General features: G+C 66.0%; 25 protein-coding genes. 7 read left to right on the forward strand and 18 right to left on the reverse strand.

Translation table 11 applies throughout. The annotated features are described in order from the left end of the window. Positions 1–33 precede the first annotated feature (33 nt). From IM784_RS03375 to IM784_RS03390, 4 genes are read left to right on the forward strand one after another with little or no spacing between them, the layout of a single operon-like run. Complete coding sequence (locus IM784_RS03375) at positions 34–636, forward strand: DUF1285 domain-containing protein (protein WP_199553846.1); 603 nt, start codon at positions 34–36, stop codon at positions 634–636. Then, complete coding sequence (locus IM784_RS03380) at positions 620–1213, forward strand: CoA pyrophosphatase (protein WP_235976497.1); 594 nt, start codon at positions 620–622, stop codon at positions 1211–1213. Before IM784_RS03375 ends, IM784_RS03380 begins: the two co-directional genes overlap by 17 nt. After that, positions 1210–2406, forward strand: a complete 1197-nt coding sequence (locus tag IM784_RS03385) for a CCA tRNA nucleotidyltransferase (RefSeq protein ID WP_199553848.1) — start codon at positions 1210–1212, stop codon at positions 2404–2406. Before IM784_RS03380 ends, IM784_RS03385 begins: the two co-directional genes overlap by 4 nt. Beyond that, positions 2407–3396, forward strand: coding sequence for an LLM class flavin-dependent oxidoreductase (locus tag IM784_RS03390; RefSeq protein WP_199553849.1), 990 nt, complete (start codon positions 2407–2409; stop codon positions 3394–3396). Here IM784_RS03390 and IM784_RS03395 read toward each other — a convergent pair. The 8 genes from IM784_RS03395 to IM784_RS03430 are packed head-to-tail and all read right to left on the reverse strand — an operon-like array spanning position 3393 to position 11691. Beyond that, entirely contained in the window at positions 3393–3659 is a 267-nt protein-coding gene (locus IM784_RS03395; RefSeq protein ID WP_199553850.1) for a hypothetical protein, read from the reverse strand. The genes IM784_RS03390 and IM784_RS03395 overlap by 4 nt on opposite strands. A 47-nt stretch (positions 3660–3706) precedes the next feature. Beyond that, positions 3707–4429, reverse strand: a complete 723-nt coding sequence (locus IM784_RS03400) for a response regulator transcription factor (RefSeq protein WP_199553851.1) — start codon at positions 4427–4429, stop codon at positions 3707–3709. Beyond that, positions 4426–7095: a DUF4118 domain-containing protein gene (locus IM784_RS03405; protein WP_199553852.1), complete on the reverse strand. Its 2670-nt coding sequence runs from the start codon at positions 7093–7095 to the stop codon at positions 4426–4428. Before IM784_RS03405 ends, IM784_RS03400 begins: the two co-directional genes overlap by 4 nt. Further along, on the reverse strand, positions 7092–7682 hold the full coding sequence (gene kdpC, locus IM784_RS03410) for a potassium-transporting ATPase subunit KdpC (protein WP_199553853.1): 591 nt from the start codon (positions 7680–7682) through the stop codon (positions 7092–7094). Before kdpC ends, IM784_RS03405 begins: the two co-directional genes overlap by 4 nt. A gap of 12 nt (positions 7683–7694) precedes the next feature. After that, positions 7695–9725, reverse strand: a complete 2031-nt coding sequence (gene kdpB, locus IM784_RS03415) for a potassium-transporting ATPase subunit KdpB (protein ID WP_199553854.1) — start codon at positions 9723–9725, stop codon at positions 7695–7697. 11 nt (positions 9726–9736) lie between these two features. Next, on the reverse strand, positions 9737–11440 hold the full coding sequence (gene kdpA / locus IM784_RS03420; RefSeq protein ID WP_199553855.1) for a potassium-transporting ATPase subunit KdpA: 1704 nt from the start codon (positions 11438–11440) through the stop codon (positions 9737–9739). A 13-nt stretch (positions 11441–11453) separates the two neighbouring features. Further along, positions 11454–11543 (reverse strand): K(+)-transporting ATPase subunit F, encoded by a 90-nt coding sequence (kdpF, locus tag IM784_RS03425; protein WP_199553856.1) that lies wholly within the window; start codon positions 11541–11543, stop codon positions 11454–11456. Position 11544: 1 nt separating this feature from the next. After that, complete coding sequence (locus tag IM784_RS03430; RefSeq protein ID WP_199553857.1) at positions 11545–11691, reverse strand: hypothetical protein; 147 nt, start codon at positions 11689–11691, stop codon at positions 11545–11547. A gap of 267 nt (positions 11692–11958) precedes the next feature. Here IM784_RS03430 and IM784_RS03435 point away from each other — a divergent pair, with 267 nt between their 5' ends. Beyond that, positions 11959–13182 (forward strand): GTP-binding protein, encoded by a 1224-nt coding sequence (locus IM784_RS03435; RefSeq protein ID WP_199553858.1) that lies wholly within the window; start codon positions 11959–11961, stop codon positions 13180–13182. Here IM784_RS03435 and IM784_RS03440 read toward each other — a convergent pair. The 6 genes from IM784_RS03440 to IM784_RS03460 are packed head-to-tail and all read right to left on the reverse strand — an operon-like array spanning position 13179 to position 18980. Beyond that, positions 13179–13955: an ABC transporter ATP-binding protein gene (locus IM784_RS03440; RefSeq protein WP_199553859.1), complete on the reverse strand. Its 777-nt coding sequence runs from the start codon at positions 13953–13955 to the stop codon at positions 13179–13181. The genes IM784_RS03435 and IM784_RS03440 overlap by 4 nt on opposite strands. Further along, a complete protein-coding gene (locus IM784_RS03445) occupies positions 13955–14989 on the reverse strand; it encodes a FecCD family ABC transporter permease (RefSeq protein WP_199553860.1) in 1035 nt (344 codons plus the stop codon). The genes IM784_RS03440 and IM784_RS03445 overlap by 1 nt, the downstream gene beginning before the upstream one ends. Continuing rightward, positions 14986–15375: a hypothetical protein gene (locus tag IM784_RS16970; RefSeq protein ID WP_235976498.1), complete on the reverse strand. Its 390-nt coding sequence runs from the start codon at positions 15373–15375 to the stop codon at positions 14986–14988. Before IM784_RS16970 ends, IM784_RS03445 begins: the two co-directional genes overlap by 4 nt. Positions 15376–15388: 13 nt before the next feature. Beyond that, entirely contained in the window at positions 15389–16171 is a 783-nt protein-coding gene (locus tag IM784_RS03450; protein WP_235976499.1) for a substrate-binding domain-containing protein, read from the reverse strand. Then, positions 16171–18342, reverse strand: coding sequence for a TonB-dependent receptor (locus tag IM784_RS03455; RefSeq protein WP_199553861.1), 2172 nt, complete (start codon positions 18340–18342; stop codon positions 16171–16173). The genes IM784_RS03450 and IM784_RS03455 overlap by 1 nt, the downstream gene beginning before the upstream one ends. 20 nt (positions 18343–18362) lie before the next feature. After that, complete coding sequence (locus IM784_RS03460; protein WP_199553862.1) at positions 18363–18980, reverse strand: DUF1826 domain-containing protein; 618 nt, start codon at positions 18978–18980, stop codon at positions 18363–18365. A 191-nt stretch (positions 18981–19171) separates the two neighbouring features. Here IM784_RS03460 and IM784_RS03465 point away from each other — a divergent pair, with 191 nt between their 5' ends. Both IM784_RS03465 and IM784_RS03470 read left to right on the forward strand, forming a co-directional pair. Next, a complete protein-coding gene (locus tag IM784_RS03465) occupies positions 19172–21121 on the forward strand; it encodes a TonB-dependent receptor domain-containing protein (RefSeq protein ID WP_235976500.1) in 1950 nt (649 codons plus the stop codon). 54 nt (positions 21122–21175) lie between these two features. Further along, positions 21176–21868 carry a class I SAM-dependent methyltransferase gene (locus tag IM784_RS03470; protein ID WP_199553863.1) on the forward strand — a complete coding sequence of 231 codons (693 nt, stop codon included), beginning with the start codon at positions 21176–21178 and terminating at the stop codon, positions 21866–21868. 14 nt (positions 21869–21882) lie between these two features. Here IM784_RS03470 and IM784_RS03475 read toward each other — a convergent pair whose 3' ends face one another. Genes IM784_RS03475 through IM784_RS03490 form a run of 4 tightly spaced genes read right to left on the reverse strand, consistent with a single transcriptional unit; the run spans position 21883 to position 24705 of the window. Further along, on the reverse strand, positions 21883–22386 hold the full coding sequence (locus tag IM784_RS03475; protein WP_199553864.1) for a DUF3299 domain-containing protein: 504 nt from the start codon (positions 22384–22386) through the stop codon (positions 21883–21885). Continuing rightward, a complete protein-coding gene (locus IM784_RS03480) occupies positions 22383–23720 on the reverse strand; it encodes an ABC transporter permease (RefSeq protein WP_235976501.1) in 1338 nt (445 codons plus the stop codon). The genes IM784_RS03475 and IM784_RS03480 overlap by 4 nt, the downstream gene beginning before the upstream one ends. Then, positions 23717–24373, reverse strand: a complete 657-nt coding sequence (locus tag IM784_RS03485) for an ABC transporter ATP-binding protein (protein ID WP_199554146.1) — start codon at positions 24371–24373, stop codon at positions 23717–23719. Before IM784_RS03485 ends, IM784_RS03480 begins: the two co-directional genes overlap by 4 nt. A gap of 5 nt (positions 24374–24378) precedes the next feature. Beyond that, positions 24379–24705 (reverse strand): hypothetical protein, encoded by a 327-nt coding sequence (locus IM784_RS03490; protein WP_199553865.1) that lies wholly within the window; start codon positions 24703–24705, stop codon positions 24379–24381. Positions 24706–24764: the final 59 nt, after the last annotated feature.

Genomic DNA, 24764 nt, shown 5'->3' on the forward strand with positions numbered 1-24764 from the left:
GACCACCCGTTGGGGCGGCCCCATGTCGGTCTGATGGTGTCGACTGCAGAACCGATCCGGCCCGACGGGCCCGACCTTGCGACCGCGAGCCTGGCGGAGATCGCCAAGGCGGTGGCGGAGAAGCGCCTGCCGCCCGTGGAGCAGTGGAACCCCACCCATTGCGGGGACAGCGACATGCGAATCGCAGCCGACGGCACCTGGTTTCACATGGGAACGCCGATCGGACGGATGGCGCTGGTAAAGCTGTTCTCCACCGTTCTCCGGCGGGAAGCGGACGGCAGCTTCGTGCTGGTGACCCCGGTCGAGAAGCTGGATATCGCGGTGGAGGATGCACCGTTCCTGGCGGTTGAGGTGACAAGCAAGGGCGACGGACGGGAGCGGCAGCTGGCCTTCCGGCTGCTGACCGACGATATCGTGCTGGCGGGGCCGGAGCATCCGCTGCGGCTGGAGACGGCGGCGGACGGCACGCCGCGGCCGTATCTGCATGTGCGCGGGGGAACGGACCGCCCGCTGGAGGCGCTGGTGAACCGCGCGGTTTTCTATGAGCTGGCGGATCTGGCGCTGGCCGAGCAGGCACGCGATGGCGGGCCGCTGGGGCTGTGGAGCGGGGGCGCCTTCTTTGCCTTCGCTGGTTGACCGCCTTCGCCTGAGCCTGTCGTCCGATCGGAAGCCGGTGCTGGCGGGCGACCAGGATTTCGGCGTCTTTGGCACCGATGCGAAGCTGGATTTCGTGCCCGCTGCGGTGTTGATGCCGGTGGTGCGCCGGCCGGAGCCGGGCCTGTTGCTGACGACGCGGACGGCGAACATGCGCAACCATGCCGGGCAGGTTGCCTTTCCGGGCGGCCGGGTGGACGATGTCGATGACGGCCCGGTGGCGGCGGCGTTGCGCGAGGCACAGGAAGAGATCGGGCTGCGGCCGGATCAGGTGGAGATCATCGGCCTTGCAGACCGTTACCAGACGGGAACCGGCTATGCGGTGGACCCGGTGGTGGGGCTGATCGATCCCGGGCTGGAGTTTGTGCCTAACCCGTTCGAGGTGGCCGATCTGTTTGAGGTGCCGCTGGCCTTTGCGCTGGATCCGGCGAACCAGCAGATCCGCGAGGCGGAGTGGAAGGGGCGGATGCGGCGCTTCTATGTGATCGAATGGGAAGGCCGGATGATCTGGGGCGCGACCGCCGGGATGCTGGTGAACCTGACGGCGCGGCTGGCATGACGCGGCTGGACCCCGGATTGTGGATGGAACGGCCGGGTTTTCGGAAGTTGCTGGCGGCGCTTTCGGGCGACGATGGCGCAACGCGACTTGTCGGTGGGGCCGTGCGCGACTGGCTGCTGGGGGCGCAGGTGGCGGATATCGATCTGGCAACGCGGCTGGCGCCGCCGCAGGTTATCGCAGCGCTGGAGGAGGCAGGCATTCGAGCCGTGCCCACCGGGCTTGCGCACGGCACGGTGACGGCGGTTGTCGGCGGCACGCCTTATGAAGTGACGACGTTGCGGCGTGATGTGCAGAGCTTTGGCCGGCATGCCGAAGTGGCGTTCACCGACGACTGGCAGGAAGATGCAGCGCGGCGGGATTTCACCATGAATGCGCTCTATGCGGACCCTGTTTCGGGCGAGGTGCTGGATTGGTTCGGCGGGCTGGACGATCTGTCCGCCCGGCGAGTGCGCTTCATCGGGGAGCCGCTGGCGCGGATCGGCGAGGATCATCTGCGCATCCTGCGCTTCTTCCGCTTTTCGGCGCGGTTTGCACCCGAACTGGATGCCGCGGGTCTGGCGGCATGTGCGGCGCGGGCGAATGACCTGATGGCGCTCTCGCGCGAGCGTATTCGCGACGAACTGCTGAAATTGCTCGCCCTGCCCTCGCCTGCTTCCACCGTCGAGGCGATGGTCGGGAACGCTATCCTGCGCCCGGTGCTGCCGGAAATCGGGATGGCAGGTGTCGCACAGTTGCGGCTGCTGATCGATGCCGAAACGGCGGCGCGGGTTTCAGCGGACGGGCTCCGACGGCTGTCGGCGCTGCTGCCGGCCGACGCAGCGCTTGCAGCCGATGTCGGGGCGCGGCTGAAGCTCTCCAACGCCGACCGGAACCGGCTGTCGCTCGACGCGGACCGGTCTCCGGCTCCGGACGATCCCCGCGCGCTTGCCTATGCCGTGGGGCCGGCTGCCGCGCTGGATCTGCTGCTGCTGACGGGCGATGCGCGCGCCGGGCAATGGGCCGGGGCGCTCAGCAGTTGGGCGCGGCCGCGCCTGCCTATCTCGGGCAAGGACCTGATCGCGATGGGGTTGCCGCCCGGCCCCCAGGTTTCGCGGCGGCTGGGCGAGGTGGAAAGGCGCTGGGTGGAGGCCGGATTTCCGGCCGACCGCAACCGGGTGATGGCGATCGCCCGCGAACTTCTGGGGATGAAATAGATGCGTCTGTCCGTGCTCGACCAGTCGCCCATTCCGGAAGGTGGAAGCGGTGGGCAATCGCTGAAGAACAGCATCGAGCTGGCGCAACTGGCCGACCGGCTTGGCTATCACCGCTTCTGGATGGCTGAGCATCATGCGACGCCGTCGCTGGCGTCGGCCTCGCCGGAGATCATGCTGGCGGCGGTCGGGCTGGCGACGCAGAAGATCCGGCTGGGCACCGGCGGCATCATGCTGCCGCACTATTCGCCGCTGAAGGTAGCGGAGAGCTTCTCCATGCTGGCGGGGCTGCTGCCCGGACGGATCGACCTGGGGCTGGGCCGCGCGCCCGGCTCAGACCAGATCACGGCCTATGCCCTGCAGCAGGATCGGCGGACTCGGGCGCCGAACGATTTCCCGCAGCAGTTGCAGGAATTGCTTGCCTATCTGGATGATGCCCTGCCTGTGGAGCACCCGTTCCGCAAGCTGGGCGGTTCGCTGCCCGGCGGCGCCGAGAAGCCGGACATCTGGGTGCTGGGATCGAGCGCCGACAGTGCCCTGCTGGCCGGTGCGCTGGGCCTGCCCTATTGCATTGCCGATTTCATCGCGGGCGAGGTGCCTGAGCTGGCCGAGAGCTATCGTTCGTCGTTTCGTCCGTCTGCGCGGGCGGCCGAGCCGGAGGTGATGGTGGCATGCTGGACGGTCGCGGCCGAAGATGACGAGCAGGCCGCCTGGATCGCGGGATCGTCGCGGATGATGTTCGCGAAGATGATGATGGGCGAGCTTATCCCGGTGCCGTCGCCGGAAAAGGCGGCGCAATGGCTGGCTGAAAACCATGCGCCGATGCCTGCGAACCGGCGGCCGATCATCGGAACGGCGGCGCGATGCTGCGACGCCATCCGGGAAAAGGCGCGGCTGTATGGCGCCTCCGACGTGATGTTGGTGAACATCCTGTACGACCATGCCGCGCGCCTGCGCAGCTATCGGTTGATCGCGGAGAGCTTCACGTCCTAGCCGCCGCGCGGCACCTTGCGCACCAGAACTACGTCGGCAACGGCAAACACATGCGTCCATTGCCCCTGCACGGTCGATGCTTCTGCGACGGCGCCGTCTATGCGCAGATCGAGCGCGCCGGCGACCAGCTGGCCGGATCTCAGGTGGATGTCGACCCGCTCGACATGGGCGGATGCCAGTGCCGCCCAGCCGTTGGCGAGCAGGGACAGGCCGGGAACTCTCGGCTCGCTGGTGCGGAATCGTTCGTGGCCGCCGAGGTCCATGGCAGGAGGAATAACGGCGGCGGTCGGGATGGCTGAAGTCGGAGATTCTACCGCGCGCGTGCTGCCACGTCGGCGGCGGCTTCGACCGGCCGGAGACGATAGCCGATGCCAAGCTCGTTGCGGATCAGCTGCGGACGTTGCGGATCGTCTTCGAGCTTCTGGCGAAGGCTGCGGACGAGCACGCGCAGATATTCGACGTGATGATCATGCTCGTTGGGCCAGACGCGCGCCATGATCTGCTTGTGGGTCACGACCCTGCCCGGAAAGCGCGCCAGCTGTTCCAGCACGGCATATTCCTTGGGCGTAAGGTGAACCTCTTCGCCGCCCCGCGTAACCCTGTGGGCCAGCAGATCGATCGTCACGTCCCCCGCCGACAGGCTGGCGAGGCCACCGTCGCGCGTGGCCCGGTTGCGCAATGCAACCCGCACCCGCGCCAGCAGTTCGTCGGTGTCGAAGGGCTTGGTCAGATAGTCGTCGGCGCCAAGATCGAGTGCGGTCACTTTCTCTTCGGTGGCGTCTCGTGCTGAGACCACGATCAGGGTCGATTCCGTCTGCGCCTTTATCAACGGCACAAGTTCCAGCCCGTCCCGGTCCGGCAGGCCGAGGTCGAGCAAGGTGATGTCGGGGCGTTCGCGGCGGATCAGCTCCATCGCCTCCTGCGCATTTCCGGCTTCCAGGACATGATAGTCGGCGCGTGCCAGTGCGGCCTGGATCAGCCGCCGGATGTGCGGCTCGTCGTCGATCACCAGCAGTTTGTGGCGCAGCTTCATTCGAGCCCTCCGCCCTGAGGTTGCGCCACGATCAGGGTGGCGGGAATACGGATGGTGAAGCAGGCGCCGCTCGGCTGCTCGATATTGCGGGCGTCGACGGACATGCCCATGGCCTCGGCGAATCCCTTCACGATGGCAAGCCCCAGCCCGGTGCCGTGGCGGACCCGGTCCGATCCTTCAAGCCGGGTGAACGTTTCGAAGACCCGCGATTCCTGCCCGGGGGGAATGCCGGGCCCCTGATCGATCACCGAGAGAAGCAAGGCATCGGGGATGCGTCGCCCTTCGACGGTTATCGGCGTGCCGGCATCGCCATAGCGGCCGGCATTGTCGAGCAGGTTGATCAGGCAATGATGCAGCAGCACCGGGTCTACGTGGACAAGCGGGACGTTGGCCGGAATGTCCAGCTTCACCTCGTGCCCCGCCAGCGCAGCGCGGCTGTCGTGCACGGCACTGGCGACGGCATCGAACAGATCTGTCGCCTCCGGTTTCATGGGCAGGGCGCCGGCCTCCACACGCGCCATGTCGAGCAGGTTGGCGACAAAGCGGTTGAGGCGCTGGGCTTCGGTTTCGATGGTATCGGCCAGCTCGGCCGATGGGTGGACCTGCATTTCCTGCGCCGCCGACAGGATGGTGGTGAGCGGGGTGCGCAGATCGTGGCTTACCGAGGACAGCAAGGCCGAGCGAAGGCGGTCGCGCTCGCCCAGCTGGCGAGCCTTCAGGGCATCTTCCTCCAGCGCCATCCGGTCCATCGCGATGGAGGCCTGATCGATCAGGCTCATCAGCAGCGCCAGCTGATCGGAGCGAATGGCATCGCCTGCGTCGTCGCGCGCCAGTCCCAGAACACCCAGCACGCCGCGCGAGGTCCGCAGCGGGTAGAACAGCCAGTCGGATGCGGTGAGTGTTGCCGAGCCGCGGCCGGCCGGCTGTTCATTGTCGATCGCCCATTGTGCGGCCGCCTGCTCGATCTGTTCCAGCCGGTCTTCCGGGGGGTTGGCGGCGCGCAGCACCGGGCCATCGGGCGACGGCAGCAACAGCACGGTGCGGACATCGAGCAGGCGGGCCACTTCGGCGCAGATCGCCTGCATCAGCTCCTCCTGCGTGACGGCGACCGTGAGCTGGCGTGAAAAGCTGGCGAGCGAAGCGTTCTGGCGGGCGCTGGAACCGGCGAGATTGGCCTGCGCGCGAACGCGGGCCGCGAACTGGCTGGTGACGATGGCGACGCCCAGCAGCACGAGGATGCTGACGATATTCTCGGGATTGTTGACGGTGAGGGTGCCGGTGGGGGGCAGGAAGAAGAAGTTGTAGGCCAAGCTGGAAGCGATGCCGGCGAACAGCCCCGCTCGCAGGCCGAAGGAGGCGGCGGCAAACATCACCGGCACAAGATAGAGAAGCGCGACATTGCCGAGGTCGATCACCTCCAGCAGCAGTCGACCGAGCACCGTCATCGCGGCGACCATCAGCAGCGACAGGACATAGTCGGCGGGGCGGCCCCACACCCCTCGCCTTGGCTGCGGCGCCGATTTCGCGTTGCCCTCTTCGCTGCCGGCCGGCAGCACGTGGATGGCGGCATCGTCGGTGGTGCGCACCAGCCGATCCACCACCGAGCCGTGGCGCAGTTCGAACCAGCGGGAACGTTGCGACTTGCCGACGAGGATCTGGGTGGCGCGGGCGTCGCGGGCAAAGGTGCCAAGGCCCTCCACCACGTCAACGGCGGGGATGCTGGCGGTGGTGGCGCCCAGCCGCGAGGCGAGCGCCAGCGTATCGGCCAGCTGGCGGCGATCGATGTCGGTGAATTGCTGGTCGCGCCGGGTTTCGATGTGCACGACGGTCCAGGGTGCCCGCAGCGCGTCTGCAAGGCGCTTGCCGGCGCGGACGAGGCCGGTGGACACGGGCTGCTCACTGATGGCGACGAGGATCCGGTCGCCGACGGCAAAGCTGCCTGCCAACGCATTGGCCCGGATGTGATCCAGCATCTGCGCGTCGACCGCCTGCGCGGCGCGCCGCAGCGCCAGCTCGCGCAGCGCGGTGAGATTGGATTTGGAGAAGAAGTGGCTGAGCGCGCGCGTCGCTTCTTGCGGGATGTAGACCTTGCCCTCTTTCAGCCGCTCGATCAGCTCGTCGGGCGGGATATCCACCACTTCGATTTCGGCCTGTTCGAGGATGCGGTCGGGCACCGTTTCCCGCACGCGGACGCGGGTGAACGAGGCGACGATGTCGTTCAGGCTTTCGACGTGCTGGATGTTGAGCGTGGAATAGACGTCGATTCCGGCATCGAGCAGCTCTTCGACATCCTGATAGCGCTTGGGGTGGCGGCTGCCGGGCGCGTTGGTGTGGGCGAGCTCATCGACCAGCACCAGCGCGGGCGCGCGGGCGAGGATGGCGTCGAGGTCCATCTCGCCGAGGCTGTGGCCGGCGTGATCGACCTGGCGGCGGGGGACGATCTCATGGCCGTGGACAAGTGCCTCGGTTTCGCGGCGGCCGTGCGTTTCGACGATGCCGACGACGACGTCGATGCCGGCCTCTTTCAGCCGGCGGCCGTCGGTCAGCATTTCCCAGGTCTTGCCGACACCGGGGGCCGCCCCAAGAAACAGCTTGAGGCGGCCACGCCCCTCCTGCGCCGCCTGGCGCAACAGGGCTTCCGGGGATGGGCGGTTTTCTTCCGTCACGCGGCCGGTTTAGCGCGAAGGGCATCCAGCCGTCGATTGAGTTCGAAGAGATTGACGCGCGGCTCGCCGAAGAAGCCGAGCAGCGGTTGTTCGACGGTGGAATCGACCAGTGCGCGAACGTCGGCCGGGGAAAGGTTGCGAACGCGGGCGATCCGATCGACCTGATAGCGGGCAGCCTCCGGGCTGATGTGCGGATCGAGGCCCGAGGCCGAGGCGGTGACGAGATCGGCCGGGATGGCCTTCCCGGGCTCGGCGCGGCGCAGGCTTTCCACCTGCCCTGCCACGCGATCGACCAGCGCCTTCGACGTGGGGCCGAGGTTGGATCCGGAGGAGGCTAGGCCATCGTAGCCGCTGCCCGCCGCCGAGGGGCGGCTGTTGAAATATCGTTCCGAGGTGAAGGCTTGCCCGGCGACGGTGGAGCCAACCACCCTGCCCCCTTCGGAGACGAGGCTGCCGTTCGCCTGCCGGGGAAACAGCAGCTGCCCCAGCCCGGTCAGCGCCAGCGGATAGGCAAGCCCCAGCAGCAGCGCAAACAACAATGTCATCACCAGTGCCGGGCGCAGCGACGAAAGAATATCCTTGTTCATTTCCATGCCTCCTCAGGCAAGACCCAGGCCGTTGACGGCCAGATCGATGAGCTTGATGCCGATGAATGGCGCGATCAGGCCGCCCAGCCCGTAAACCGCCAGATTGCGGCCCAGCAGAGCCCCCGCGCCCATCGGCCGATAGCGAACGCCCTTCAGCGCCAGCGGCACCAGACAGGGGATGATCAGCGCGTTGAAGATGATCGCCGAGAGGATCGCGCTTTCCGGCGTCGCGAGGCCCATGACATTCAGGACCCCGAGACCGGGATAGAGCACCACGAACATCGCCGGGATGATGGCGAAATATTTGGCGACGTCGTTCGCGACCGAGAAGGTGGTAAGCGCGCCGCGGGTCATCAGCAGCTGCTTGCCCAGGCCAACCACCTCGATCAGCTTGGTGGGGTCGCTGTCGAGATCGACCATGTTGCCGGCCTCGCGCGCAGCCTGGGTGCCGGTGTTCATGGCGACGCCGACATCGGCCTGCGCGAGCGCCGGGGCGTCGTTGGTGCCGTCGCCGCACATGGCGACGAGGCGGCCGCCCTGCTGTTCCTTGCGGATCAGCTCCAGCTTGTCCTCCGGGGTGGCCTGGGCGAGGAAATCGTCGACGCCGGCTTCGGCAGCGATGGAGGCCGCCGTCAGCGGGTTGTCGCCGGTGATCATCACCGTGCGGATGCCCATCTGCCTGAGTTCGCCGAAACGCTCGCGGATGCCGGCCTTGACGATGTCCTTCAGGAAGATGGCGCCCAGCATGCGGCCGTCCCGGGCCACCGCAAGCGGGGTGCCGCCGGCGCGGGCGATCTCGTCTGTGATGCGGGTCAGTTCGGTGGCGGCTGCCGTCTTCTCGGCGCCGGGATTGGCGCGGAGCACGGAATCGACCGCGCCCTTCTGGATAACCGATCCGCCTGCCTTCACACCGGATATCCGTGTTTGCGCGGTAAAGGGGATTATCTCTGCTCCGTCCGGGAGGGCGGTTGCTGTCTGGCCGAACTTTTCCCGTGCGAGCACGACGATCGAGCGGCCCTCGGGCGTTTCATCGGCAAGGCTTGCCAGCAGTGCGGCATCGACAAGCTCTGCCTGCGTCGCCCCGCCGACCGGACGAAACTCCGTCGCCTGCCGATCACCCACGGTGATGGTGCCGGTCTTGTCCAGCAGCAATACATCGACATCGCCCGCTGCCTCCACCGCGCGGCCGGATTTCGCCAGCACGTTGAAGCGCACCAGCCGGTCCATGCCGGCGATGCCGATGGCGGAAAGCAGCGCGGCGATGGTGGTGGGAATGAGGGTGATCAGCAGCGCGGCGAGAATCGCCACCGGGATGCTGCCGCCGGCATAGCTGGCAAAGGCCGGGATGGTGCCGACCGCAATCAGGAAGATGATCGTCAGCCCGACCAGCAGCAGGGTCAGCGCGATTTCGTTGGGGGTCTTGCGACGCTCGGCACCTTCCACCAGCGCGATCATCCGGTCCAGGAAGCCCTGCCCCGGATTGACGGTGACGCGGACGCGGATCTCGTCGGAGATGACGCGTGTGCCGGCCGTCACGGCCGAGCGGTCGCCGCCAGCCTCGCGGATAACGGGCGCGCTCTCCCCGGTGATGGCGGCCTCGTTGACGGAGGCGACGCCGGAGACCACCTCGCCGTCTACGGGGATCAGGTCGCCGGTTTCCACCAGCACGATGTCGCCCATCTTCAGCGCGCTGGCCGGGACATTTTCGTGCACGCGGCCGTCGCCCTTCAGGCGCTTGGCGGTGAGATCGGCCTTGGTGGCGCGCAGCGACGCCGCCTGCGCCTTGCCGCGCCCTTCGGCCAGGGCCTCGGCGAAGGTGCCGAACAGCACCGTCAGCCACAGCCAGACGACGAGTTGCAGCTTGAAGCCGAGGGCCAGGCCATCCTGCCCCACCACCAGCAGGACGGTGAGGAGTAGCGCGACGACGGCGGTCACGAACAGGACCGGGTTGCGGATCAGTTCGCGCGGGCTGAGCTTGCGAAAGGCGTCGCGGATCGCCGGAACGATCAGGTCGGCCGTAAACAGGGATGGGGATCGAGCCATTTCGAAAATCCTCAGAAGAGCTGGCCGCGGACCATCGCGATGTGATCGGCGACTGGCCCCAGCGCGAGGCTGGGCAGGAAAGTGAGGCCGCCGACGATCAGGATGATGCCGACGAGCAGGCCGGTCCACAGCGGTCCCGTGGTGGGGAAGCTGCCGGCAGTCTCCGGCGTGTAGCGCTTGGCTGCGAGGCCACCGGCTATTGCCAGCATCGGTATGATGACGAAGAAGCGACCGATCCACATCGCGACACCCAGCAGCCCGTTGTAGAAGGGCGTGTTGGCGCTGAGCCCGGCGAAGGCGGAGCCGTTGTTGGCGACGGCGCTGGTGAAGGCGTAGAGAATTTCCGAGAAGCCGTGCGGGCCCTTGTTGAGAGGGCCGGCGAGGCCTGCGGGGGTGACCGAGGCAATCGCGCTGAGGCCAAGGATCATCAGCGGCAGCACGGCAATCGCCAGCACCGCCAGCTTTACCTCGCGCGCCTCGATCTTCTTGCCGACATATTCCGGCGTCCGGCCGACCATCAGCCCGGCAACGAAGATCGCGAGGATGGCGAACAGCAGGAAGCCGTAGATGCCGGCCCCTACCCCGCCGATGACGACTTCGCCGAGCTGCATGTTGAACAGCGGGATGAGGCCGCCGAGCGCGGTGAAGCTGTCGTGCATGGCGTTCACCGCTCCGCACGAGGCAGCCGTGGTGATGACGGCAAACAGGGACGAGGCAGCGATGCCGAAGCGCACCTCCTTGCCCTCCATGTTGCCGCCCATCACGCCGAGGCTATGGAAAATCGGATTGCCGGCAGCCTCCGCCCAATAGGCGAGCGTTACGCCCGCGAGGAATAGCACCATCATCGCCGCCAGGATCGCCCAGCCCTGCCGCGGATTGCCCACAGCCTTGCCGAAGGCGAAGGTAAGGCCGGCGCCGATGGCAAAGATCGACAGCATCTGCACCAGGTTGGTGAGCGCCGTGGGATTTTCGAACGGGTGAGACGAGTTCACGTTGAAGAAGCCGCCGCCATTGGTGCCGAGCATCTTGATCGCCTCCTGCGAGGCGACCGGGCCCAGCGCCAGCGTCTGCTTCGCGCCTTCGAGCGTGGTGATGTCGACGGAGCCGGCCAGAGTCTGCGGGACGCCGCTGGCGATGTAGAACAGCGCCAGCAGAACGCACAGAGGCAGCAACAGATACAGAGTGACGCGGGTGCAATCGGCCCAGAAATTGCCGATGGTAGCGGCGCTTCTGCGGGCAAAGCCGCGGAACAGGGCGAATGCCAGCGCGATGCCGGTGGCGGCAGAGAGGAAGTTGTGGATCGTCAGCCCGAGCATCTGGCTGAGGTTCGACATCGTCGATTCCCCGCCATAGCTCTGCCAGTTGGTGTTGGTGGTGAAGCTGATCGCGGTGTTGAAGGCGAGATCCTGGCCAAGGCCAGCGTAACCGAGCGGGTTCAGCGGCAAGAGCCCTTGCAGGCGCAGCACGAGATAGGTGAACAGCAGCGCCGCGAAGTTGAACACCAGCATGTGCAGGGCATAGCGGCGCCAGCCCTGCTCTTCGGTGGGGTCTATGCCGGAGAGACGATAGAAGCCGGCCTCCACCGGGCCGAGCAGGCGGTGCAGCGGCGTGCGGCGGCCTTCGTATAGCGCATGGAGCCAGAGCCCCATCGGCTTTGCGAGCGCCAGCACGAGGCCGGTGAAGACTGCGATCAGCAGCCAACCCTGGAATGTCATGGACGCGCTCCCTTCAGAAGCGCTCGGGCCGTGCGAGCACGGCGACGAGATAGATTAGAAGTCCGGCGGCAGTGAGGCCGGCTAGCCAAAGGTCTGTGGTCATCTCAGGCGCGGTCGCAAAGCGCGACATAGATGACGCTGGCCACGAGAAGCGCGGCAAGCAGACCAATCCAGATCAGGTCCTGCATGTAGAATGCTCCCGCAGAACGCCCGCCGCAGGAGGCGGCACAGGTCGTCTGCAGTTGCTTCACTAGGCTGGCGCAGCGTTTGAATTCGAGACGCGGGAACAGGCGGGCGCATAGTATTTGCGTATGATTTCACGAAATGCCGTGGAGAGGGGAGCCGCATCGCGCCTTGTGTATTCTCCCTCTCTGTCGCTGCTTGCCGGCCGTTGGCAGGTCGATCTGCCCAGGTGCAGCGCGGTCTGTTCACAGCCTGTCTGGACAGGCGTAGACAAGGGGGTTAGGCGGTATGTTATATCATCACTCACAATCATGCTTGCAGACGCAGGAGCGCATATGCCCTCATCCGACAACCGCCTGCCCGTCACCGTCATCTCGGGTTTCCTGGGAGCTGGAAAGACGACGCTTTTGAACAGCATACTGGCCAATCGGGAAGGCCGGCGCGTGGCGGTGATCGTGAACGACATGTCGGAAGTGAACATCGATGCCGACCTTGTGCGGGGAGGAGAGGCAGCGCTCTCGCGCAGCGAGGAAGCGCTGGTGGAAATGACGAACGGCTGCATCTGCTGCACCCTGCGCGAGGATCTGCTGAAAGAAGTCCGCGCCCTCGCCGAGGCCGGGCGCTTCGATTATCTGGTGATCGAAAGCACCGGCATATCCGAGCCCCTGCCCGTGGCGGCAACCTTCTCGTTCCGCGACGAGGAGGGGGAATCGCTTGGCGATGTCGCCAGGCTGGACACGATGGTGACGGTCGTCGACGCCCTGAACCTGTTTGCCGACTATAGCAGCGAGGATTTCCTCTCTGACCGCGGGGAATCGCTGGGAGACGACGACAATCGGCGGCTGGTGAGCCTGCTGGTGGAGCAGATCGAGTTTGCCGACGTGATCGTGATCAACAAGGCGGGGGATGTGAGCCCGTCGCAACTGGCGCGGGTGCAGCAGCTGGTTGCGTCGCTGAATGCCGACGCGCGCATCATCTGTGCAACGCGTGGCCGCGTGCCATTGGATGAGGTGCTGGCGACGGGGCGCTTCGACGAGGAACATGCCGAGAACCACCCCCTGTGGGCGAAGGAGCTGTATGGCTTTGCCAGCCATCGGCCGGAGACCGAGACCTATGGCGTCGAGAGCTTTGTCTATCGCGCGCGACGGCCCTTTGACCCGGCGCTGCTGCACCAGTTCCTGAGCGATGGAGGGCTGGCAAAGGTGCTGAGGGCCAAGGGCCACTTCTGGCTTGCGACCCGCCCCGATTTTGTCGCCGAACTGGCGGTTGCGGGCCGGCAGACGATGGTCTCCCGGTTGGGCCGGTGGTGGGCTGCGGTGCCCCGCAACCGATGGCCCGCAGACGACCAGTTCGAGCGGCATGTGCGCAAGAACTGGGATCAGACCTGGGGCGACCGGCGGCAGGAGCTGGTGTTCATCGGCCTTGAGATGGACGAGGCGGACATCCGCCGCCGGCTGGATTCCTGCCTGGTCGAGGCAGAGGAGTTTTCACCCGAGCCATGGTCTGGCCTCGCGGATCCATTTCCGCGTTGGGAGGAAGCACAGGCTGTCCCGGCCTAGCCTGCCGGGGGCGCCAGGACAAAGCGGCCGAGATCTGCGGAGAAGCGAACGCCTTCCGTGTCGAAGGCGCGCCCGATATGCCCCTGGACGATGAGGTCCTGCGACGTCCCCGCCGTCACGGCGCCGGCACCGTCCAGCAGCCAGACTTCATCCGCCAGCTGCAGCGACAGGTCGAGATCGTGGCTGGAAAGCAGCACGATATTGCCAGTGGCATGGGCATGCCGGCGAAGCAGGCTCATCACCTCGACGCGCCCGGGAAGATCGAGGAAGGCGGTGATTTCATCGAGGATCATCAGCCTTGGCGCCTGCGCCATCGCACGGGCGATCATCACCCGCTGGCGCTCTCCGTCGGACAGCGCGTCGAACAGGCGGGCTGCAAAAGCGGTGCTGCCTGTCTGCTGCAGCACGGAGGCGATGATTGCCCTGTCGTCCGCGGAAAGCCGACCCTGCCAGTTGGTGAAGGGCTGCCGTCCCATCGCGACCACATCATCGACGGTCATGCCCGGGCTGTTCAGCCTTTCCGTCAACACAACCGCGATGCGGCGGGCGCGGCTGTGCGGGCGCATGGCCGCAATATCGTCGCCGTCCAGCAGCGCACGTCCGGCCGTCGCCGTCTGCAGGCCGGCCAGCGTTCGCATCAGGGTGGATTTCCCTGCCCCGTTGCGGCCCAGAACACAGATGAAGCGCCCCGGTTCGACAGTCATCGACAGGTTGCCCAGGACGACACCGCGCGGCGGCCCGTAGCCGACGGCCAGATCCTTCAGCTGCAGCATCAGTGCTGCCCCCGCATCGTGCGCGAGAACAGCAGCAGGGCGATCACCACGGGCGCGCCGACGAGCGCCAGCACGGCGTTCAGGTGGAGGAAATGCTGTTCCCACGGGGCGTGGACGACAAGATCGGCCGCGAGCGCGAGCAACGCCCCGGAAAGGGCGGCAAGCGGCAACAGCGGCAGTATCCGGGCGGTGCCGGCCACGGCCCGCGCAAAGTGCGGGACGATCAGGCCGACGAAGGTAACCGGGCCGCAGAACGCCGTGACCGGGGCCACCAGCAACACGACCGCCGCCAGTGTCAGTCGCCGCAAACGGCTTACATCGGTGCCAAGGCTGCGGGCATAGGTTTCCCCCAACAGAAGCGCGGTCAGCGCCTTCGCATTGAACAGCGCGAGAAGCGCGCCCAGCAGCACCGGAGCGGCCAGCACCGGCATGTCTGCCAGCTGTACATTGGCAAACGTGCCGTCGTTCCAGCCCGAGAACACCCGGCCGCCGACGCGGTTGGCGAAATGCAGCACGATGCTGACGATGCCCTGCACGGTGAAGCCCAGCATCAGCCCGACGACGAGCAGGGTCACGGTGCTGACGCGCCGGGCCACCATCATCATCAGCAGGGCGAAAACCGCGACGCCCAGCATCGCGCCCAGGGTTGTCGACGGGCCTTCGAACGCCTGCAGGAAGGAAATCGCCTGCGGGCCCGCAAAGGCCGCGGCGGTGACCACCAGGGCAACGCCGAGCTGGCCCCCGGCGGTCAGCCCCAGAGACCAGGCGTCTGCCATCGGGTTGCGGAAAAGCGCCTGCATCAGCACGCCGCCGATCCCCAGCGCGCCCCCGGCGATGATTGCGGTGAGCACCCTCGGCAGGCGGATATCGCGGACGATATGACCGTTGAGGCTGTCTCCGCCGCCCGCCAGCGCCTGCACGACATCGGCTGCGGGGACGCTGATCATGCCCCAGCCCAACGCGAATATGGCGCAGGCAAGCACGGCTGCCCCAAGGCCGGCAGAGCCGGCCGCGGTCCGCGCAAACACCGTCATCTGGCGGCCTTCTCGTCTGGCCGGATATAGCGGAAGGGTTGATCCCGCAGCGCCGGATGCAGCATCCGCACGATGTCCCCCAGCAGCAGGTCCGGGCGGATCACAGCCATCTCATAATAGTCGAAGGCGTCGGCATCGGCCTTCTGCATCCCGTCGGAGGCGAACAGGCAGCCCTCGCGATAGGCGCGGAACTGGCTGAGCGTGGCGACATGGGAGAAGGGCTGGGAGTGGGTGTCTCTGAGGATCCAGCAATCCGCATCCCGGCCCTTTGCCAGCAGGGCTTCGGTGCTGATCCTGTTGAAACTGTCGCGCCGGGGATCGTCGGGCTCCTCCAGCGGATTATGCCCGTTGGCGTCGCGGAGGAGCTTTGCGTCTGCGTTGCGCATGGTTGCCGCCCAGCTATCCCCGCCGGCGAACCAGGCCGAGATCACGGAGCGCGTCGGCTGTGCGCGCGCTGCGGCCTTTAGCCGGTCGACATTGGATTCCACCATGGCCGCAAAGGCGTCTGCCTCTTTTTTCACGTCCGGTGAGCAATCCGACAAGCCGCACATAATCCACCCGGCCCATATAGTCCGGCTCGTTGTCCAGAAAGAGCGGAACCACCGGGATGCCAAGTGCCTCGATGCGGGGCTTGGCGCCCACATTCTTCATGTCGCCCATCGCCATGAGCAAAATGTCGGGCTGCGCCGCGACCAGCGCGTCCAGTTCCGGCGGTGAGTGCCAGCCATAGCCGATCTGCCTGATCTCGCCCGCGCGGACGCGGGCGCGCAGCGCATCGTCATAGGATTTCACGCCGCCCACCGCGACCAGCCTGTCGGTGATGCCCAGTACCTTGGCGATAGCCTCGTGCGGGGCGGCGTTGCTGGCGATCCGCATCACGGGCGTGCGGATCAGCGTCGCTCCGGCCAGATCGCCGGTCAGCGGCGGCGGCGTCTGCTCGCGGGGGACCAGCACCAGCCGCTGCACCTGCTCCTGCCCGACCGCCTCGCCGCCCCAGCTGACCACCGAAGCCTTCAGGTCGACGATGCGGTAGCCGTCGCGCTCGACCACGCGGAAGGTGCGGGCATGCCGCATGGGAATTTCCCGCCCTTCCGCGACGCCGGTTGCCGCCGGCTGCGCGCTTTCGCCGCCGCAGCCCGCCACCAGCAGCGCCGTTGCCAGCACGGCCAGAAGCGTGCGCATCAGAACGCGGCTTTTACCGTTGCGCGAAGCTGGCGCGGAGGCCCCGGCGTTGCATAGGTCGGCGTCGAGACGCCGCCGAAGTAGAAGTAATATTCCTTGTCGAAGAGGTTGGTGACGGACAGGTCCAGCGAGATGCCGCGCCAGCTTTCCGGGGCGATGCGCGCATTCAGCGAGACCAGTTCATAGCCGCCGGCAAACAGGCTGTTGTCGGTGGTGACCGCATAATCATCATAGAATTCCAGGGTGCCGCCCGCGCTGAGCCACGATGTGATGCGCTGGTCAGCGGAGAGGAAGACGATGTTCGGCGCAACGCCCGTCGGTGTCTTCCCAGACAGATCCTGGCCGCCGGAGAGTATAAGCTCGCCCCATTTCGGGGCGATATGGCTGTACTGGACGCGCAGGTTCGTCCCCTCCACCGGGCGGATATCCAGCGCGACTTCCACGCCGGTCACATCATAGCGCTGGCCGAAAGTGATCAGCGTCGGCGGCGCGGACCAATCGTCTTCGGCGGCCGGGTTCGGAATCGAGGTGCGCCGGTTCTTCTGCCAGGTCTGATAGAGCGCGGCTTCGAAGCGCAGTGTGTCGCCCAGCGCCCTGCCCTTCACGCCAACCTCGACGCTGTCGATCGTGGTCGGTTTCAGTTCCGGGCGATAATATTGCACCGGATCATTCTCGAACGCGGGGCCGAAGTTGGAATTGAAGCCCCGCCCATAGGCGGCATAGACCTGCCCGAAGCCGGTTCGCCACGAGAGCGAGGCCTTGGGCGAAAAGGCTTGTGACTTCAGCCAGGCCTCGCCGCCGGGGCCGACCGAGGGCAACGGCGCAAACTCGGAATGGCGGCGGAAGCTGTCGAACCGCCCGCCAAGGGTGAGCAGAAGCCGATCGGTGAGGCTGATTTCATCCTGGATGAAGGCGCCGAAAAAGCGGTCGTGAAAGCGTGCGTCCGTCTGCACCTGATCGACCACGAAGCATGGATGATTGCGGTTCACCACTTCGCCCGTGTTCCAGTCGATCTCGGCCAGGAAGAAGGTGAAGCCGCACTGCGGCGTGAAGCCGTTCTGCCCGGACCAGGACGAGAGGGTCCGGTTGACGGTATCTTCGTAGGAGATGCCGCCGATCAGCTTGTGGGCGCCAAGGTCGGCCGAAAGGCTGGCTTCGCCGAACAGGACGCGCTGGCGCGGATTGCCGCGAAAACCATTGACGCCAAACACGTTGCGGGACGTGTCCAGCCCGTAGGCGTCGTAGAAGTTCAGGAAGTTGTTGCGCTCGAAGTTGCGATACTGGCCGGTCAGCTTCAGCGTGAACCGTTCGCCGATCCCCTGTTCCAGCGTTGCGGTGCCGATATAGCCTTTCGATTGCTCTCCGGGTTCGCCGAGCGCCAGAAGCGGCTTGCGCTCCGCCAGCACGCGGCCAGCGGAGTCCAGCGGCACGCCGTTGGGCATTTCGATGTCGCGGTTCAGGTAGCTGCCGCTCAGGCCCAGACGGGTCTTCTCGCCCAGATCGAAATCGAACTTGGCGTAGAGGCTCCAGTTGCGGCGCTCGCTGTTCTCGCGCCAGCCGCCATCCTGTTCATAGGCGCCCCCCAAAAGCAGCCCGCCCTTTTCGCCCAGCTTGCGGGACAGGGTGGCAGATCCCCGGTAATAGCCGTCGTTGCCGGCACCGATGCTGGCGCGGAGGCTGTCCTCAGCGGGGCTGCGGGTTATGTAGTTGACCCCGCCGTATATGGCGCCGCGTCCGTAGAGCGCAGACAATGGGCCTTTCACGACTTCAATCCGTTCGACCGCATCGTAGGGGATGTCGGCCAGCAGCGGCTCTTCGAAGGCGCCCACGAACGGTACGCCATCCAGCAGGGCCAGAAAGCCGTCTGTACCGGTGGAACCGCGAATGGAAACGAACGGGAACACATCCCCGTCCCCTTCGCCGCGCCGGAACGACACCCCTGTCACACCGCGAAACTCGTCCGTTCCCGTGGTGAAGCCCTGCACCCGAAGCGTGTCCATATCCTGCACCGCGACGGCAGCGGGCACATCTTCCAGTGCGCGTTCACTGCGGGTCGCAGTCACCACGATGATGTCGGGATCCTGAAGGTCGGGCGCGGCGGCGATGGCCGGGAGCGTCTGGACAAGGAACAGAGGAGTCGCGACAAAAGACAGGTAATTCAGCAAGTTCATTAGGTCGTCCGTATTGCGGGTTATTGGGAAACAGGGGTCGTAACGGGGTCTTCCACAGCGTCGATCACCAGCAGCAGGCGCTGCTGCCCCGTGTCGGCGATCGGCGGAGAGCGGTGGAGGATCGACGGGTTTTCCGCCCAGAGACGCCCCTTGAGCAGGGCGAATGCAAAAGGCTCCAGGCTGTGGATATCCTCAGGCGCGGGATCGTTGCGCGCGGCCGCGTGGATCCATTGCGTCCCCGGTCCGATATAGGTCGCGAGACCACGCAGCGTGACATAATCGGCATGGAAGAGACGGCAGGCATTGTCGTCGATGCACTCAAGCCGCAGCGCCACGCCCGTCGCGCCGCTCACCTCGAGCAGATGCCCTGCAGCTTCCAGCACATGCGCCCTGAGGGCCGGCATGTCGGGATAGCCTGCCGTGCGCATTGCGTCCGATAGCAAGTCGGCAAGCGCTTGCGCGGGCGCGGCCAGCCGCAGGTTCTCCACGCTGGCGAGGTCCAGTTCACGCAGCTCTGCCAGCAGCGCCGTCGGGGCCGTTCGATTCCAGATCGCAAGATCGACTGCCGGATGCAGAATGTCGCGCAGCACCTCCGGGTCGCGCGACTCCCTGTCTGGAGTTTCCCAGCGGTCCTCCATGCGCAAACTTGGCGATATCAACTGGCGCAATCCCTTTGGTCTGGAATGAGACGTTATAACATGGCATTGCGCAACTAATGAGGGATTGGCAAGGCCAAACAAGGCGACTTTCCGGGCCAGATCCGGCAATTGTCCCTTGGAATGAAGGGCGGCACCGCGATCGGCGGTTCGCCACAGCAGCTGCGTATCTGTTGCTGCTGGCGTCTCCCCTTGCGGCCCAGACCCTGCCGACCGCCGAACCGACACCGCCCGAAGCCGCCGAACCCGCCGAACCCGCCATGCCAAGCCAGGGGCGATCCGGCGAGAATGCCGTTCGCCAGGCTGACGATGCCTTCGGCTTCAGCGTAGGTCGGGAAACGCTTGGCCTGTACTCGTCCAGCAATGTGCGCGGTTTTTCACCCTTCGCGGCAGGCAATGTCCGGATCGAAGGCCTTTATTTCGATCCATACCTGACCCTTCTGCCGCGTTTGCGGAAATCGACCGCGATCCGGGTTGGCATATCCGCAATTGGCTACCCCTTCCCCTCTCCGACGGGGATAGTCGATTACAGCTTTCGAAAGCCGGGCGACAGCGCTTCCCTGTCTGCGCTCACCGGTCTGGACAGCTATGGCAATGCGGCGGCTGAGTTCGACGCCGCCCTGCCCCTGTCCCGGGAACTGAGCCTGGGTTTCGGCGCCCAACTCTCCCGCAACGATTTCTACAACGGCACGACCAGCCTGTCGCACAACCAGGCGGCCGCCCTGCGCTGGCGCCCGAGCGACCGGCTGGAGATCATCCCCTTTGCCCAGCGCAGCGAGGTGCTGGATGACGAGGCCGGACCGATCTATGTGCCGGCCGGGCCGTTCCTGCCGCCGCCGGTTCCGCGGCGGCGCTTCGATGGCCCGTCGTGGGCTGATTATAACAGCGTCGGCAGCCTGTTCGGAATTCTGGTGACCGCATCGCCGGCGCCCGGCTGGCAGTTCAGAACCGGCCTGTTCCGGTCGCTTTACAACGATCGCACCGCCTTTGCGCATCTTCTGGTCGATCTGATGCCCGACGGCACCGCCGAGCGGCTGATCATTGCCGATCCGCCCAGCCGCTTCATATCCTCGTCCGGCGAAATGCGGCTGAGCCGGTCGCTGGCAGAGGGGCCGCGCCTGCATGTGATCCACCTGTCGGTGCGCGGGCGCGATCGCCGTGCGCGTTATGATGGTTCCGATGCCGTGGATTTCGGGCCGATGCGGATCGGTGAGCGGTTCGATCCGCCGCCGCCGGAGTTCATCTTTTCCGGCCAGACCCGCGATCAGGTTCGGCAATGGTCTGCCGGTATGGCCTATCAGGGGCTGTGGCGCGATGTCGGCGAGCTGAGTTTCGGCATCTCCAGAACCGACTACCTCAAGAAATCCACGTTGCCGGGAGAGCCGGCGCTTTCAACCCGGTCGCGCCCCTGGCTCTATAATGTGGCGACTGCCGTGCATCTTTCGCCCGCGCTGTCCTTCTATGCAGGCTATTCGCGCGGGCTGGAAGAAAGCGGGACTGCGCCCGACAATGCCAGCAACCGCAACCAGCCGCTTCCCGCCATCCTGACGCGGCAGGTGGAGGCCGGGATGCGCTTGCAGATCAGCACGGACATCAAGCTGATCGCCGGCGCATTCGACCTGCGAAAACCCTATTACAACCTGGATGCGAACGGCCGGTACGACCTGCTGGGCGACGTCGTGAGTCAGGGTGTGGAGGCCTCTGTATCGGGCAACCTCACGCCCTCCCTGCGCGTCATTGCGGGAGGCGTTCTGCTGCGGCCGCGGGTGACGGGAGAGGGGGTGAGCCTTGGCCGCGTGGGAGAGCGCCCGGTCGGCCTGTCGCCCCGATCCCTCGACTTCAACCTGGACTGGGATACGCCGCTGCCCGGCATTTCCACCGACATCGCCGTTTCGAACAGCGGCTCCGTGCCGGCGACCCGCAACAATCTGGTGTTCATTCCGGCGCGAACCCTGGTCGACGTGGGTGGCAGATATCGCTTCCGGCTGGCGCAAAGGCCGGCGACCTTGCGGGTATCGGTTTCGAACCTCTTCCATGTCTATGGCTTCGAACTCCGTGGCGCCGGCGCCTATGACATCATTCCGGGCAGGGTCTTCTCTGCGTATCTGACGGTGGACATCTGAACAGCGGCAATTTCGATCCGGCCAAGGCACATCGGGCCAACAGGGGACCCACCTATGGATGACAGCAATCCTTTTCTGAAGATGTTTCAGGACCCCGAAGCCGTGGCCCGCTACGCGGAAGGGCCGCCCCCGTTCGTGCCGGGTTTCGATGCTCTGCACCGCATGACCGACGTGCTGCTTTCGGAAGCAGCGCCCGCCGACGCGCATGTGCTGGTGCTGGGTGCCGGCGGCGGGCTGGAGCTGAAGGCGCTCGCCTCCCGGCATCCCGGCTGGCGGTTCGTGGGCGTCGACCCCGCCCGGCCGATGCTGGATCTGGCCGTGCGGACGCTGGGCCCGCTTTCAGCACAGGTGGAGCTGGTCGAAGGCTATATCGACGATGCCCCCGAAAATCAGTTCGACGCTGCCGTCTGCCTGCTGACCCTGCATTTCCTGGACAGGGCCGAACGCCTTCGCACGCTGAAGGAAATTCTCCGCCGGCTGCGGCCCGGTGCACCGTTTGTGGCCGCGCACAGCAGCTTTCCGCAGGATCCCGCCGTGCGGGGTCTCTGGCTGTCGCGCTATGCGGCGCACGCCATTGCCGCAGGCGCCGATCCGGCGCTGGCCGAGCAGGCCCGCCAGGGGGTGGAAACGACCATCCATCTGTTCGATCCGGAAGAGGACGAAGCGATTCTGCGCGAAGCCGGATTCCGCGACGTCTCGCTGTTCTGGGCCGCCTTCACCTGGCGCGGCTGGATCGCTTATGCCTGATCGGCGCCGGCGGCTCAGCCGGGTTTTGCATCGGTGAAGCGATAGAAGATGCCCTGTTCGTCGTCCCCGTGGAGGGACAACAGCCCTTCCATGGTGACGACATCATAGCCGGTGGCGACGGGCGTTGCCGTTCGCACCTCGATGAACTGCATCGGGGCGGGGTTCAGGTGGAAGGGACAGTCGGGCGGATAGGCCAGCAGCACGAAATGCGTCTGTTTCGGGCTGTTCTGCAACGGCATCATATAGCCGCTTACCTTGATCCGCTTGCCGGCGAGCGCTTTCACATTGGCTGGAAAAACCGGCTTGGAGCGGATGAGCCCCTGCTTGTCGGTCCGGGTGATTTCCTTGGTGGATTCCAGCAACGCCCACGATACGCCGCCCTTGGGGGTTGGCGCCGCCACCCACACGGATTCACTGGGCCGAAGCGGCGGACCGGGCTGGGGCTGGATGGCGAGCGCCGGAGCGCTTGCCAGGCCGGCGGCAAGCAGGGCGGAGAGGAACAGGGGTCTGTGGGTCATTGGGCCTCGGCAAGCGTCTGGGCGAGATCGGTTCGATAGACCTGGATAGCAGGCAGAAGCGCTGCGAGCAGCCCGAGACCAAGGGCCCCAAGCACGATCAGCATTTCCGCCGGATCGACGTGCAGCGCCGATATGCCAAGTTCGTGCAGTTCCGGGAAGAAGATCTGCGCAATGCCGATGACCGAATGGCCCAGCAGCAAGCCGAGCACGGCCCCGGCCGCGGCCAGCAGCAGCCCTTCCAGCATGACCTGGCCGAACACCTGTGCCCGCGACGCCCCGATCACCCGAAGCAGCGCCATGTCGCCCTGCCGCCTCTGCAGCGAGCCATAGAGGGCGACGAAGATCGACAGGCCGGCGGTCAGCATCTGCAACAGGGCGAGCACGCGCATGGTGTCGAGGCCGATGCCCACCAGCGAGAGAACACGGGCCAGTTCGACAGCCGGCACGGCGGCTTGCAGACTGGTCTGGCGGTTGATGAATCCGGGCAGCTGAACGGCGCCCAGCGCCGAGCGGTACTGCACCAGAACCGCCGTGACTTCCGGCTTCAGCTCGGTGGCTGCGCCTGCGTCCCGCGCGGAATTGCCGGATTCCGAATGCGCTTCATGGTCATGCGCTTCATGCTCATGTGCGTCGTGATCGTGCGCGTCGTGTTCGTGCGCCTCATGTTCATGCGCGTCGTTATCGTGCGCGTCGTGTTCGTGCGCCTCATGTTCATGCGCAATGCCGTGCGCCTCCCAGACGCTTTCCACCGGCGTCAGGATCAATCGGTCGAGAACCGTGCCAGTCGGCTTCAGGCGGCCGACCACCACGAACGGCGTCGCGTCATGGACATGCCCGCCTTCTCCCAGGCCGTGGCTGCCGGAAAAGCGCTGGCCAAGGCCGGCGCCAGTGCCCGTTGCGACATCGCTGCCGATGACTGCTTCCATTGGCTTTGCGAACAGGCGCCCGTCGGCCAGCGACCCGCCATATAGGTCAACATAGGCCGGCTCGGTGCCGACGATGCGGAAACCGCGAAAATTGTCGCCAAGCGCAAGCGGGATCGCCTGCCGGACAGTCGCCTGCTGCCGCAGGAGATCGACCGTTTCCAGCGGCACATTTCCCGTGGGTGCGTCGATGTGAAACACGCTGGAGAGGATGAGCTGCATCGGCGAGCCCTTGGCGCCCACGACGAGGTCGATCCCCTGCGCATCGCGGTCCATCCGGCTTTCCAGCTGGCTGGAGAATATCCGCAGCAGAACGAGCGTCGCCACGCCCAGCGTCAGCAACAGGATGTTCAGCAGGGTGGCAAGCTTGCGGTCGCGCAGATACGCAAGTGTCAGCGAGAACATGTTCATGTGAGGGCGCCCAGTTGCAGCCGCTGCCCGAAGCGGTCGCGGATGCGCGCGTCGTGGGTTGCGACCAGCAGCGTCGCCCCCGTCGCCTCGGCGCTTTCGAACAGCAGGTCCATCATGCGCGCGGCATTTCCGTCATCGAGGGCCGATGTAGGCTCGTCTGCGATCAGCAGCGCCGGCCGTGTCACCAGCGCGCGGGCGATGGCGATCCGCTGGCCTTCGCCCTGGCTGAGTTCGCGGGGACGCCCATGGGCGCGGTGTGAAAGCCCGGCCAGATCGATCAGCCTGTCCACGTCGGCCGGATCCTGCAGGCGGCGCCCGATGCGCTGGGCCAGCAGCAGATTTTCCCGAACCGTCAGCGCGGAAACCAGACGCAGCGTCTGGAAGACGAGACCTATGGTCCGCCGGCGCAGGTCATCTCGGGCGGCGGCGGGCTGCCCCGTCATCCGTTCCCCGGCGATCTCCACATCGCCAGCAACCGGCGTAACCAGGCCGCAGATGATGTTGATGAGGCTGGTCTTGCCAGAGCCTGACGGCCCGAGAAGCAGGGCATGCCGATGCCGGTCGAGCTGCCAATCGTCGATATCGACGATGGAACGCCCGCCAATGGAATGGCGCAGCCCCCTCAGCCGGAGCAAGGGCGCGTCCTGAACCATATTGCTCAACGTGGATAGGAAGCCGTTACCGGCGAGGCTTTTTCAGGTTCCGGGAGGGGATCGGGATCGCCGGGTGCGCGCGCAATTGCAGAACCTGCGTCTTTATCGTCCGACGTGGAAAACCGGCTCAGAAACGCCTTCCGCGCCCGCTCGGCGGCTGCGATGCGGTCAGCCTCCATCTGGGCGCGTGCCGCCTGTGCTTCGGCACTTCCGGCAGCATAATCCCAGCCGCCAAAATAGCCGTGCATGTCGCAGGCAGAGGCGGAAGAGGTCATTACGGCCGCGACCAGGGCAGCGTGGAGCAGAGATCGACAGGCCTGTTTCTGAATCATGGCGTTATGTTATACCGTGACCGTTTCCCAAGCAATAGCATGCCTGACGGCGATGGTGT

This window comes from Sandaracinobacteroides hominis (assembly GCF_016464365.1).
Lineage (GTDB): Bacteria > Pseudomonadota > Alphaproteobacteria > Sphingomonadales > Sphingomonadaceae > Sandaracinobacteroides > Sandaracinobacteroides hominis.